We start from the raw sequence: 12,874 nt of genomic DNA on the forward strand, positions 1-12,874 counted from the left end.
GACGACCGGGTACTCACCGGTCTCGACCGTCACGGTGGACCGTAACGCGGGTACCGCGCCGTCGGACGAGGTCGGTCCGGGTTCGGTCAACAAGTTGACGGGCGACTACTCCCTCTCGGCCTCGGACGCGTCCGCGTTCGGACTGAGTGTGTTGCGGTCGGTTTCTTCTCGGCAGCCGACCGCAGGCGGGGACGCCGAGGGCCAGGTGGCCATCTTCGGCCCCCAGTGGACGGCCGGCACGACGGCGGACCTCTCCGACTACGCCTACCTCCGCCAGACCTCTTCCACCTCGGTGGCGGTCGTGGACGCGGAAGGCAAGGAAACCGGGTTCACCGCGACCTCCGGCGGTGGCTGGAAGAGCGAGCCCGGCTCGGAGGAACTGACCCTGACCGGGTCGCTGACCGGTTCGTTCACCCTAAAGGACACCAGCGGCACGACGACCACGTTCGCGAAGGTCGACCCCGCCGCCACCACCTGGCAGGTGTCCACCACCTACCTGCCGACCGACAACTCCACCACCACGGTGGTCTCGGAGAAGGTCGTGAGCGGATCGCTGACGCTGGGCCGCCCGAGGTACGTGATCGCGCCGACCTCGGCGGTGACATCGTCCACCTGTGCGGCGACGCCGTCCACCAAGGGCTGCCGAGTCATGGAGTACGTGTACGCGATCTCCACGACCGCCACTTCTTCGGCGTTCGGCGACTACAACGGCCAGGTCAAGCAGATCAAGCTGTGGGCCACCGGCCCGGGCAGCGCTCCGCCACCGTACCGTAATGGCCCAGTACGCGTACGACGACTCCGGCCGGCTGCGGGAGAGCTGGGACCCACGGATCTCGCCGGCGCTGAAGACCGCCTACACCTACGACAGCGCGGGCCGGGTCGTCACCCTGACGCCGCCCGGTGAACTGCCGTGGACCTTCGCCTACGGCACGGCCGGCAACGCGGCCACCGCGGGACCCGGCATGCTGCTCTCCGCCTCCCGTCCCACCCTGGTGGCCGGCTCGAAGACGCAGACCGACGGCGGCACGGCCACGACCAGCGTCGTCTACGACGTACCGCTGACCGGCAGCAATGCCCCCTATCAGGTGGGGACCAACGATGTCGCGGCCTGGGGCCAGGCGAACGTGCCCACCGACGCCACCGCCGTCTTCCCGCCGGACTCCGTGCCCGCCTCGCACACCGGCTCGGCGCTGACCGCGGCGAGCTACGCCCGCGCCTCGGTCTCCTACGCCGACGCGTCGGGCCGCGAGGTCGACACGCTCAAGCCGGGTGGTCACCTTAGCGTGACCGAGTACGACCGCCTGGGCAACACCGTCCGCGAACTCAGCGCGGGGAACCAGGAGTTGGCTCTCTCCACGAGCGGTCCGGGACTGACTGAGCTGACCCTGCTCGGGATCAACGGCATGTCCACGGCGGACCGGGAGCAGCGCTTGTCCACCACGCATGTCAACTTCGCGGACGGTCAGCGGGAGCTAGAGACCTTCGGCCCGCTGCACATGACCACCCTGACCGGAGTGCTGCGCGCCGGCACGGGCGGTACCGACCTGCCCGCCGGCACCGAGGTGGCGGCCCGCCGCCACACCGTCACCGCTTACGACGAAGGCCGGCCGACCGACGGCACGGCCAAGGTGACCGACCTGCCGACCACGGTCACCGTCGGCGCGGACGTGGACGGTTACCCGTCCGACGGCGACACCCGCACGACCAGGACGGCGTACGACTGGGCCAAGGGCTTTCCGACGTCCACCACGGACGATCCGGGCGGTCTGAACCTCGTCAAGAGCACGTCGTACGACGCCCAGGGGCGGATCACCAAGGAGCAGCTCCCCGGCGCGAGCGGCACCGATGCCGCGACCCAGGTGACCACGTACTGGTCCGCCGCGGGCAGCGGCACCTGCACCGGCCGCCCGGAGTGGGCCGACCTGGTCTGCTCCACCGGCCCGGCCGGGGACATCACCGGCGGCGGCAGCAATCCGACACAGCTGCCCACCACTACGTACGAGTACGGCGCTCTGGGCAACATCACGGCGGTGATCGCGACCGCCAACGGTGTCACTCGCACCACCACCACGACATACGACGGCGCCGGCCGCGCGGCCACCACCTCGGTGACCGGCGGAACGGGGCAGGCCGTACCCACCGTCACCACCGGTTACGACAGTGCCACGGGCCTCCAGGCCACGACGAGTTCGTCCACGGTCGGCACCGTCACCAAGGCGTACGACATGCTGGGCCGCCAGGTCTCCTACACGGACGCCGACAGCGGAACCACGACTGCCGAGTACGACGTCCTCGACCGTCCGGTCAAGATCACGAACAATTCCCCGTCGACCGTCACGTACACGTACGACACGGCCGTCGAGCCGCGTGGCCTGGCGATCAAGGCCACCGACTCGGTCGCGGGCGTCTTCCAGGCCACGTATGACGCCGACGGCACCCCGAGCACCGAGAAGCTGCCCGGTGGCTACAGCCTGACCGTGGACAAGAATCCCGCAGGCGAAACCACCGGACGCACCTACACACGCGACAGCGACAGCGACAGCACCGTGGTGTACTCCGACAACGTCACCTCCTCCATTCACGGCCAGGCCACCACGCATGCCGGATGGTCCGACCAGACCTACCGTTACGACGCGGTCGGACACCTGACGGAGGTCGAGGACACGTCGGCGAATGTCTGCACCCGCAGGACGTACACGTTCGACGCCCGTGCGAACCGGAAGTCGCTGACCCCGGCCACCGGCGATCCGGGCGCGGCCTGCCCCACCACAGGCGGCACGACCGTGTCCAGCACCTACGACAGCGGCGACCGTATCGTCGACACCGGCTACACCTACGACGCCTTCGGCCGCACCACAGCCCTGCCCGGCAACGGCACCATCGGCTACTACACGAACGACCTCGTGTACCAGCAGATCGCCGACGGCCGGCGTCAGACGTGGGAACTGGACCCCGAGCTGCGTCTGCGCCCGTGGAAGACGGAAACGGGGAGCGGCAGCACCTGGACCGAGACCGGAACCAAGGTGAACCACTACGGCGGCGACGACGACGGGCCCCACTGGATCGTCGAGAACACGGCCACGGGAGAGATCACCCGGAACGTCGAATCCCTCTCCGGCGACCTCGGTGCCGTCACCAGCAAAACCGGCGACACGGTGCTACAGCTCAACAACATCCACGGCGATGTCGCCCTCCAGCTTCCGCTCGACACATCCCAGGCCCCGACGGCCCTGGACAACGACGAGTACGGCAACCCCAGGACCGGCCAGTCCGCCACCCGCTACAACTGGCCCGGCGCTAAGCAGCGTTCCACGGAGACGGTCACCGGCCTCAGCCTCATGGGTGCCCGACTCTACAACCCCGCAACGGGACGCTTCCTGTCGACCGACCCCGTCTACGGAGGCAACGCCAACGCGTACGAATACTGCGTGGGAGACCCCGTCAACTGCTACGACCTCCACGGAACTTTCCGCTACCACTACTGGAAGAGCCCTTGGTGGTCACCCATCCAGTATTTCTGGCTGAGCGTCAAGTTCACCCGCGGAGAGACGCGTACTCTGACATGGGGTGCGGGGGCCGCCGGCGGGCTGCTCGGCATTGTGAAGGACTACGTGCCGGGATACTGGAAGCATGTGTTCAACGGCCTGCGCTTCTACGCCTGGTACATAGCCGTCTCGGCCGGCTGGATCTACTACCACACCCATGACTGCGCGAAGCTTCGCGGCGGTTACGTCAAGCCCAGCTACAGCTGGTACGGCTGGTATCTCGCCCCCATGGTCTGGAGAAGCCGATGCTGATCACCGAAGCCGAGCTATGAAACCGAACACTGATCTCCTGATGGGCATCGCAGAGGCAGCCGCATGTGTGGCTCTCGCGGGATTCTGCGTGTGGTCAGCGGTTGACGGAGACCGCATAGCCTGGCTCTTCGGCTTGGGGAGTCTGACCTTCGCGTGGGATCTCTGGCGCAGGTCGCAAGGACGAGGGTCCAGGAGAATCCGATGAGCCGGCGCGACCGCTGACTCAAGCTCTTACTGCACAACCGGGGGGGCTGCCACGGAGACCGTGGCAGCCCCCTACTGCACCGCGTGACGAGCGAGGGCACCCTTTGTCAGCCATTCGCCCAGAACCGGAGCGAGGGCCTCGGAGTATGCCTCGGACATGTGGCTGTCGTCGCGGTAGACCAGCGTGTCCCCTACGAGCACGGGGCAGTTGCCGGTGGGAGTACAGAGCCACGGCTCGGGATCGATCAGTGAGGCGGCAGAGAGTCTCGCCGCGTCCCTGACCGCTCTCCTGCGCACGGGGTCGTGTATCGCCGCGGGCAGCCGGGTCGCACAACGCTCCAAGCGCGTGGGGTGGTAGGCCGCGCAGTCCACCGCGTCCATCCGCGGCCAGGGGGTGTCGAGCAGCACGGCGACTCGCGCCCCCGAGGCCCCGAGCCCGTCGAACGTCTTGCGGAACCCTTCGGTCCACTGCCGGACGGGGTCGACCGCGGGGTGCACCGGATCGCCCGCCTCCGAGGACGAGGCGATCACCAGCGCGGGGTGAAGCGCGTTGATCCTCGCGATCGCCTTGTCGCGCCATGTGTCACAGGAAGAGTAGGGCCTGCCGCCGTGGACGATGGTCACCGCGGCCGTCTTGCACGACGACTTGGTCAGCGACACCAGCTTCCAGTGACGGCTCCGCGCGAGCCGGTCGAGCGCCGGAAACCACTGGGCCGCATGGGAATCGCCGAAGAGCACCACGACCTGGTGCGAGGAGGGGTCGCCGTAGACGCAGGGCGGTATCCGCGTGCCGTCGTACCCCGCGTGACAGCCGTTCCGGTAGACCTCCGCCTCCGAGTCCTTGACGTCGGTCAGGGCCGGCGTGAGATTGCCGGGCAGGCTGCCGCCGGAGCTCTCCAGCAGCTGCCGCAGGCGCAGCGACGGATCCGGCGCGGTCGCGAGCTCCCCGCGCAGATCGGGTGCCGCGGTGCCGGAGCTGAGGGACGGCGGGAACAGGGAGGCCGTCAGGGCCGTCGCCGCCGCGGCCGCCGACAGACCGGCCCCCAGTGCCAGCGCGCGCCCCGGCCGGCCGCGGAACGCGGTGTGGAAGCGCACGGGGTTCTCCACCAGGTGCAGGGTCGCCCAGGCAGGCAGCAGGGCAAGCGCGCAGAGCACCAGCGCCAGCCGGACGCCGCCGGGCCTGCCCAGCGCCACGGGCCCGATGATCAGCAGCGGCCAGTGCCAGAGATACCAGCCGTACGACACCCCGCCGAGCCAGACCACCGGCCGTCTGCCGATGAGCCACCGTGCGTCGTACCGGGAGGGCGAGCAGCCGCCGGCCAGCGTCAGTGCCGTCCCGAGCACGGGCAGGACGGCGTAGTACCCGGGGAACGGTGTGTTGTGGTCGTACCGGACGGCCGACAGCATGATGCAGGCCACGCCCGCCCACGTCATCGGCGCGGCAAGATACATGGGCAACCGCTCGAGCCGCATCGTGGCGAGGGCGAGCAGCGCGCCGGTCCCGAGTTCCCAGAACCGGGTGTGCGAGCCGAAGTACGCCCAGGAAGCCGGACCGTTCATGGCCGCGACGCTCAGCCCGAGCGAGATCACGCAGAGCACGGCGAGCGGAACCGCCGTCATGCCGCGCTGACGCGTCCGCTTCCAGGCGAACAGGAGCAGCAGCGGCCAGAGCAGGTAGAACTGCTCCTCGACGGCCAGTGACCAGAAATGCTGGAACGGCGAAGGAGGGCTTCCCTCGGAGAGGTAGTCCGTGCCATTGACGGCCAGCCGGAAGTTCACGGTGTAGAAGGCGCTGGTCAGCGCGTCGACCACGTATTCCTGGAAGCGGATTCTGGACAGGAACAGCCAGGAGCCCACCAGGATGGTGACGCCGACGAGGGTCGCCGCCGGAAGAAGGCGCAAGGCCCGGCGGGCGTAGAAATTCCGTAGCGTTATCCGTCCCGTCGTGGACAATTCACGCAGAAGCAGTGAGGTTATGAGAAATCCGGAGATGACGAAAAAGACGTCCACACCGACGTAGCCACCGGTGACGGCACCCACCCCTGCGTGGGAGAGAACGACGAGTGACACCGCCAGAGCACGCAGGCCCTGGATGTCTGCGCGCGTCTCGTGCCTCGCCCGCTCGGCACGGGCTCTTTGCGAGGGCATGGCCGACGCCGGCTTACGCGAGGACAGGACGGAACCCCCCTCACGAGCAAGCATGTTCACTTGATTTCCTCGTGTCGACGATGTGATCGGCGCCGCAGGCACAGACCGACCGCCGCTCACGACTTTCGACTACCTGAAGTCACCACCCCGACAGGCGGCGCAACCGAATACGGCCACGGAATGAACACATGGCCAAACCACCGCGGCGTGCGACGGCGGCCCACGCCGTCGTCCAGCGAATCAGGGACGGGGGTGGAGTGATGGATCACGGCGGGGTGATACGTCGTCATGAACTGTCGGATGCCGAGTGGGAGTTCGTCCGGCCGCTGCTGCCCGAGTCGTTGCGGGGCAGGAAGCGGTTGGACGACCGCACCGTGCTCAACGGGATCGTGTGGAAGTTCCGTACCGGTACGGCATGGCGGGACGTGCCCGAGCGGTACGGTCCGTGGGCCACACTGCACACCCGGTTTCGCCGGTGGGCTCTGGACGGCACATTCGAGCGGATGCTCCAGGCCGCCCAGGCGAGGGCGGACGCGACCGGCGACATCGACTGGCTCGTGTCGATCGACTCCACTGTGGTCCGTGCCCACCAGCACGCTGACGCCTCAGCTCGAAACGCCGCCATCGCCATCCTCCGGACCCTGAAATGACCCGGCTCACCGGCAGCGGGCAGGTCCCGCAGACCTGCCCGCACCGCACGCGCGCATATGACGACGCCCCGCATCGATGGTGCAGTGCGGGGCGTTGTGAGGGTCAGCCTCTCGTCCTGACGTCTCTCGGGCGGCGTGAGGTGGTCGGCTACAGGGGCGGGTGGCCGGAGATGGCGCCGCCGGGGTCGTCGGCGAGGGCGAGGTGGGCGGTGATGCGTGTGCCGACCGGCTCGCGCTGGAATTCGAAGCCGTGGGCGACGTCCATCACAATCTCCAGTCCGTGCTGGCCGACCCGGCCCGCGTCCCCGGTCCGGGCGACGGGGAGGACCGGGTCGGAGTCCCACACCACGACCTCGACCAGGTCGCCCAGGATGTGCAGATCCAGCAGCACCGGGCCAAGGGCGTACAAGGCAAGGCACATATCGTGAAGACCATCGGGGAAGTAGCCGCCGGGCTTGGAATCCAAGCCCACGTGCTGCGGCACTGGGAAGACGTCGGGGCATTCACCGTGCGTCGCGATAGCAACGGCTACCGCATCTACCACGACAGCGCAGTGGAACGGGCTCGCACAGTACTGAAACTGCGGCGCGTCGGTCTCTCCTTGCCCGAGGTCACCGCCGCCATGGCGCCGAAGAAATCAGCGGCGCAGGCAGTCGTGAGGGCGAAGATCGCTGAACTCGAAGGCGAAGTCGTCCAGAGACAGCAGGCAATTGCCTTCCTGCAGCACACCGTTGATTGCCGGCATCGCTACCTCGACGACTGTCCGGACTGCGCGACTTTCGTCCGTGAAGCCTGAGCCGCCCAACCGCCGGGAAGCTCAAGTGCCGAATTATCGACAGCTGTGAACGTGGAGAAACGGCAAACCAAAGGACCGCTCAGCTGCCCAAGGCTTGCCACTCCGGTGCCAGCACCGACCAGACCTCGGCGTCGTGGCGGACGCCGCGGTAGAGGTAGGTCTCGCGCAGGACGCCCTCACAGGTCATGCCGAGTCGCTTGGCCACATTGATGCTGGGCGTGTTTTTCGGCGACACAAACCACTGCACGCGGTGGATGCCACGTTCGTTGATCGCCCAGTCGATGATCAGCCGTGCTGCACGTCCGACCAGGCCCCGGCCTGTGGCGGCAGGCTCCAGCCAGCAGCCTGCCTCGCAGATGCCGGCGGCGGCGTCGAATTTGGGGAAGGAGACGCCACCCACGAGGGTGCCGTCGAGCCAGATTCCATACAGTCGGCCGGTGTCGGAGGCTGCCTTGTCGGCGTAAAGCTGGAGATAGCTGCGGGCGGAGTCCAAGTCTGCGGCGAGGTCGGGCAGTTCCATGTGCGCACCGATGAAGTCACGGCCCCGATCCATGTGCGCGAGGAACTCCTCGGCCCGCCACGGCTCCAAAGGCCGCAGCTCGGCCCCGTCCCCCAGGGAAATCGCGAACATAGCCATCCTTCGAGTGCGCTTATCCGATCGTTAGATCCTCGCACGCCCGTCCGGTCGGTGGCCTTCAGCCCCCCGGCGGCCGCCCACCGACCGGACGTCGATGACCTCGCGGGACGGGTTCTCTGATCCGCTGGCCTTCTTCCCGCACTTGGCAGCGCAGCAGTATGGAGATCCCCTTCTCGCACCCACCCGACCCAGCAGGTGTCGACCCAGACGTTGGAACGGCTCTGCCTCGGCGGGCGATCCTTGGTGCGCTCTCTCGGCCTCGTAGCCATCTGCGCAGGTGGTCGTAGTCGTGGCCGTCTTGTGAACCCAGCACCTTTGGCGGCGGGTTTCGAAAAAGACCCCGTTGATCGCGTTCCAGAAGCCGAGGGCACCGTCTCCGACGGCGAGGACCGGAGCGCGCATGCCGTGCCGCTGGCAGTCCCGGAGCAGGCCGGCCCAGGACTCCGCTGTCATGGTCGATCCCCCGGGACCCGCGTCCTTGCGGCGCGCCGCGGGAGAGTGGTGAGGCCGCATTTCGGCCCAAGTGGTGAGGCGTCGGCTGTGTGGCTCTGTCCATGAGAACGGACAGCAGACGTTCACCACATCAGGAGGCACCGATGCCCCGTCCTTGTTCGTGGATTTGCGGTGTGCGTGGATGTCGATGGGGCGGCTCAGGAGACTTGGTGGCGAGTGCCGTTGGCGACGGCGTGGAGCTTGTCCGGGTTGGCGACGTTGTGGATGGTCGTAATGCGGCCCTCGGAATCGAAGTCGAAGGTCATCGTGGCGATCACCCGGTCGGGGCCGTAGAAGACCACGCCCGGGCCGCCGTTGATCGAGGTGAGCTCGGCCCGCATCTGTCCGGGCTCGATGCCCTGGTAGGTCGCAGTGCCGAGCGCGGAGAACCAACGGGCCACGGTGTCTAGGCCGACGACCGGCTTGAGGGCCTGGCGGACTTTGCCGCCGCCGTCCGTCCACAGCGTCACGTCAGGGGAGAGCAGCTCCATGAGGGTGTTGATGTCGCCACCCGTCGCCGCGGCGAAGAACCGCTCGGTGACGTCATGTTGGCGGGCGCGGTCCGCGGTGAAGCGTGGCCGCCGGGCCTGCACGTGCTCGCGGGCGCGGTGCGCGGCCTGCCGCACCGCCGCCTCCGATCGCTCCACCGCCTCCGCGATCTCCGCGTAGCTGAAGGCGAAGACCTCCTTCAGTACGAAGACCGCCCGCTCCAGGGGGCTCAGCGTCTCCAGCACGACCAGCAGAGCCATCGAGACCGAGTCCGCCGCGGCGACGCCGTCGGCGGTGTCCGGGCCGGTGAGGATCGGCTCGGGCAGCCAGGGCCCCACGTAGGTCTCGCGCTGGTGGCGTATCGAACGGAGCCGCTCCATCGACAGGTTGGAGACGATCCGGGTCAGGTAAGACTTGGGGTCGGCGACCTGGGACCGGTCGGCCGCAGACCACTTGAACCACGCGTCCTGGACCACGTCCTCGGCGTCGGCGGCGGTGCCGAGGATGCGGTAGGCGACGGAGAAGAGCAGGGTACGGTACTGCTGGAAGGCGAGCTGGTCGGCGTCGGTCTGCTGGGGCTGGGTCACTTGGCGCTCCTGATCCGGGTGTAGCGGCCGCCGTGCGGCCAGAAGGCGCCCGAGGCGGGCATCTTCTTCATTCGGGCGAAAGTCGGCAACGGCGCTGCGCTGACTGTCTCCTTGTACTTGACGGCCCGCTTGCCGGTCAGCACGATCCGGCGCGGGCTGTCGTCGGGGTGGGTGAACTGCACGACGGCGTCGTTGCGGCCGAGGCTGACGGGGATGTGGTAGTAACCGAAGCGGAAGGGCTTGGGCTCCTTGCCGGCCAGCACCCGCAGGATCGACAGGGCCGCGTGCACGCCGGTGGGCATGCCGCCCTGGCAGGTCCCGTGCATCACGCCGTAGCCCTGACGGATCGCCGCCGCGTCGCCCACGGCGTAGACGTCCGGGTGGGAGACCGAGCGCAGCGCGCTGTCGGTGACCACACGGCCCCGCTCGTCGACGGCCAGGCCCGCGGCCACGGCCAGCGGGGAGACGCGGGTGCCGCTGGTCCACAGCACCGCGGCCGCCGGGATGGTGGAGCCGTCCGCGAGCTCGACGCTGTCCGGCAGCACCTTGACCACCTCGACGCCGCTGCGCACCCGCACGCCGAGCCGGGCGAGCGCCGCGTCGAGGTAGGCCTTGGCCTTCGGGTGCATGCTCGCGCCCGGTTCCTGCCGGCCCAGCAGTACCACCTTCAGCTGCGGGTGCCGCTCGGCGATCTCCGCTGCGGCCTCGATGCCGGTGAGACCGCTGCCGCCGACCACGATGGTGCCGCCGTCGAGCCCGGCCAGCCGGTCGGCGAGAAGGGCGGCGTCCTGCGGGCTGTTGAGGGTGTAGGCGTGGTCGTCCACGCCGGGGACGGCGGCGCTGTCCGCGATGCTGCCCAGGCCGTAGACCAGGGTGTCGTAGCGCAGGATGCGGTCGTCATCGATCCGGACGGTCTTCGCCCCGGCGTCCACGGCGGTGACCCAGCCCCGGACGAAGCCGGCCCCGGTGCCGTCCAACAGTTCCGGGATGTTCATCTCGGCCGTCTCCTGGCCAGTGGCGGTCATGTGCAGTCGGAGCCGCTCGGTGAAGGTGTCGTAGGGGTTGACCAGTGTCACCCGCAGGTTCCCGCGCTTCCTGGTGCGGGCCGCCAGCTGGATCGCAGCGGAGAGCCCGGCGTAGCCGGCGCCCAGGACCAGGACTTCGTGCTGCTGCTGAGTAGTCGCGTTCATCGCTCTGCTGCCTCTTTCGTGTCGACCGTTCCCGCCTTGCGGACGACCACCAGACGCAAGTTGCCCTTCCGTTCGTGACATGGGGCCGATGTGATCCGCGTCACCTCGCGAGGAGAGATGTGGACGCGGGCGGGGGCAGCCCCCGAGCGTCGCGACGCAGCACGGACGGAGTCGTGATCAGCGCGGGCTGCCCTGGCGGGGCCGTTCGTCCTGCATCTCGGCTCGCAGCGCGGCAAGGGAGCGAGCCGTTTTTGCCACCGCGGCTGTCACTGGCGCTGCGGCACCCGGGCCTGCACCGCGGGCTCGTCCTGGCCTCGTGCACTGAGCCTCCGCAACTTGAAACCGCAGGTCGAAGGGCTGGTGTAACTGGCGCGGTGGCTTCTCGCGCGCGGATCGTCCTGATGGGCCCTGGGCCGTGCGGGAGTTCGCCCCGGCTCGAAGCGGCCGTCAGGACGAGGGCCGGGTCCGGAACGGCTGGATCTTCAACTCCTTGTGGTCGCAGGCCCCGTACAGGGTTGCCGAGAGCCGGAAACTTTTTTCAGAAAGACAGAAACCCCGGCCGACGTGCGGCCGGGGTTCCTCGATGCGATGCGATGCGTGTCGGTCAGCGCTGCAGGGTGAGCAGGCCCGGCCGGTACGGCAGCTTGACGTAGTCGGTGCCGGGCGCGACGTTCGGGGACAGGCCCTGGTAGAGGAACTGCAGGTTGCAGGGGTCGACGGTCATGGTCTGGTCGGGGTTGTTACGGACCAGGTCACCGTGGCTGATGCTGTTGGTCCAGGTGGCGCCGCTGTTGGCCTTGCCCGCGAAGGGGTTGGACTCGGTGGCGGCCTGCGGGGTCCACGAGCCGTTCAGGCTGGTGGCCGTGAACGAGCGGAAGAAGCGGTCCTCGTTCACACCGCGAGCCTCGACGATCATGAGGTATGGGTTCTGGCCCTGGACCTTGTAGACCTCCGGCGCCTCGAACAGGTTCTTCTCTGTGTCGGTCATGACCGTCGTGTACGACGAGCCGAAGCTGGCGGGGAAGTCCCCGATCGGCATGGTCGACCTGAAGATGCCGCCCTTGTCATTGGCTAAGAACAGGTACATGTTCTGGCCGTCGGCGATCAGGGTGGGGTCGATCGGGCCGCCCACGGGGAGGCTGCCGGTGAACAGCGGCTGCGGAGCGGACCAGCCGTTGGGGTTGGTGGGGTCGCTCGACGTGCGGTAGACGAGGGGCCACTGGGTGCCCCACCCGTTGGAGGCGAGCACCCAGATGTTCTTGGGCGCGAAGTAGAACAGCTTGGGCGCCACCGCCGACTGGCTCATCGCGGTCTGGCCGGCCGAGCCCATGTCCGACCAGTTCGTGAAGGGGCTGAAGCCATCGAGTGCCAGTTGCCGTCGGAGTAGGTCGCGTAGACGAGGTGCTTGCCGTTGTACGTGACGGTGGTGAAGTCCTTCAGCGAGGCCCACCCGTTTGCCGGCTGCGCCAGCGGGCCGGTCGAGCTCCACCGGTACGTCGACGGAAGGGCACACGTGCCGCCCCCGCCGGACAGGCCGGTCCACTTCTGGTTGCCGGCGCCGGTGCAGTGGCAAGTGGCAAGTGGCAAGTGGCAAGTGGCAAGTGGCAAGTGGAGCCTGAGCCGCCAGATACGCGACGTGCTGTCCGCCCGGGTCATGATCAGCGAGGACCGGATCCGGCTCGGCAGCGGCGGGCTCGCCCAGCTGCCCCGGAACAGCGGGCTCCAGGACGCGCTCGGATGAGTGGGGCGCGGGCACCCGGTCGGCTCGGCCGCCCGCCCTGATCCCGTTCGACCAGCTCGCCAACTCCGGTCCGGCTCTCCCTTCGTCGATCGTCAGGTCGAGCACGTGACGCTCTTCGGCGCGGATCGCCGTCGTTGTGGTCC

9 protein-coding genes and 3 pseudogenes are annotated in these 12,874 nt (G+C 68.5%); 5 read left to right on the plus strand and 7 right to left on the minus strand.

What is annotated here, in order from left to right; translation table 11 throughout:
* Positions 1-34: 34 nt before the first annotated feature.
* Together AB0J12_RS34445 and AB0J12_RS34450 are read left to right on the plus strand one after the other, a co-directional pair.
* The gene (locus tag AB0J12_RS34445) at positions 35-904 is read left to right on the plus strand and encodes a hypothetical protein (protein WP_363268583.1); all 870 of its coding nucleotides are present in this window, start codon (positions 35-37) and stop codon (positions 902-904) included.
* A complete protein-coding gene (locus AB0J12_RS34450) occupies positions 831-3,797 on the plus strand; it encodes an RHS repeat-associated core domain-containing protein (RefSeq protein ID WP_363268635.1) in 2,967 nt (988 codons plus the stop codon). The genes AB0J12_RS34445 and AB0J12_RS34450 overlap by 74 nt, the downstream gene beginning before the upstream one ends.
* A gap of 276 nt (positions 3,798-4,073) precedes the next feature.
* Here AB0J12_RS34450 and AB0J12_RS34455 read toward each other — a convergent pair whose 3' ends face one another.
* Positions 4,074-6,203, minus strand: coding sequence for an acyltransferase family protein (locus tag AB0J12_RS34455; protein WP_363268584.1), 2,130 nt, complete (start codon positions 6,201-6,203; stop codon positions 4,074-4,076).
* 134 nt (positions 6,204-6,337) lie between these two features.
* Here AB0J12_RS34455 and AB0J12_RS34460 point away from each other — a divergent pair, with 134 nt between their 5' ends.
* On the plus strand, positions 6,338-6,799 hold the full coding sequence (locus AB0J12_RS34460; protein WP_363268585.1) for an IS5 family transposase: 462 nt from the start codon (positions 6,338-6,340) through the stop codon (positions 6,797-6,799).
* Between the two features lie 148 nt (positions 6,800-6,947).
* On the opposite strand, the pseudogene AB0J12_RS34465 reads toward AB0J12_RS34460, so the two are convergent.
* Positions 6,948-7,205: pseudogene (locus AB0J12_RS34465) on the minus strand (ATP-binding protein); the annotation flags it as partial.
* Here AB0J12_RS34465 and AB0J12_RS34470 point away from each other — a divergent pair.
* Positions 7,173-7,595 (plus strand): MerR family transcriptional regulator, encoded by a 423-nt coding sequence (locus AB0J12_RS34470; protein ID WP_363268586.1) that lies wholly within the window; start codon positions 7,173-7,175, stop codon positions 7,593-7,595. The pseudogene AB0J12_RS34465 and the gene AB0J12_RS34470 overlap by 33 nt on opposite strands.
* Before the next feature lie 79 nt (positions 7,596-7,674).
* Here the strand turns inward: AB0J12_RS34470 and AB0J12_RS34475 are convergent, their stop codons facing one another.
* The 5 genes and pseudogenes from AB0J12_RS34475 to AB0J12_RS34495 all read right to left on the minus strand — a co-directional run.
* A complete protein-coding gene (locus AB0J12_RS34475) occupies positions 7,675-8,226 on the minus strand; it encodes a GNAT family protein (RefSeq protein WP_363268587.1) in 552 nt (183 codons plus the stop codon).
* 297 nt (positions 8,227-8,523) lie between these two features.
* A pseudogene (locus AB0J12_RS34480) lies at positions 8,524-8,682 on the minus strand (transposase); the annotation flags it as partial.
* A gap of 200 nt (positions 8,683-8,882) precedes the next feature.
* Entirely contained in the window at positions 8,883-9,800 is a 918-nt protein-coding gene (locus AB0J12_RS34485; RefSeq protein WP_363268588.1) for an RNA polymerase sigma-70 factor, read from the minus strand.
* Positions 9,797-10,990 carry an FAD-dependent oxidoreductase gene (locus tag AB0J12_RS34490; protein ID WP_363268589.1) on the minus strand — a complete coding sequence of 398 codons (1,194 nt, stop codon included), beginning with the start codon at positions 10,988-10,990 and terminating at the stop codon, positions 9,797-9,799. The genes AB0J12_RS34485 and AB0J12_RS34490 overlap by 4 nt, the downstream gene beginning before the upstream one ends.
* Before the next feature lie 604 nt (positions 10,991-11,594).
* Positions 11,595-12,556: pseudogene (locus AB0J12_RS34495) on the minus strand (non-reducing end alpha-L-arabinofuranosidase family hydrolase); the annotation flags it as partial.
* A gap of 28 nt (positions 12,557-12,584) precedes the next feature.
* Here AB0J12_RS34495 and AB0J12_RS34500 point away from each other — a divergent pair.
* Positions 12,585-12,731, plus strand: coding sequence for a hypothetical protein (locus AB0J12_RS34500; RefSeq protein ID WP_363268590.1), 147 nt, complete (start codon positions 12,585-12,587; stop codon positions 12,729-12,731).
* The last annotated feature ends 143 nt before the right edge of the window (positions 12,732-12,874 follow it).

Source organism: Streptomyces sp. NPDC049915, from assembly GCF_040656475.1.
Lineage (GTDB): Bacteria > Actinomycetota > Actinomycetes > Streptomycetales > Streptomycetaceae > Streptomyces.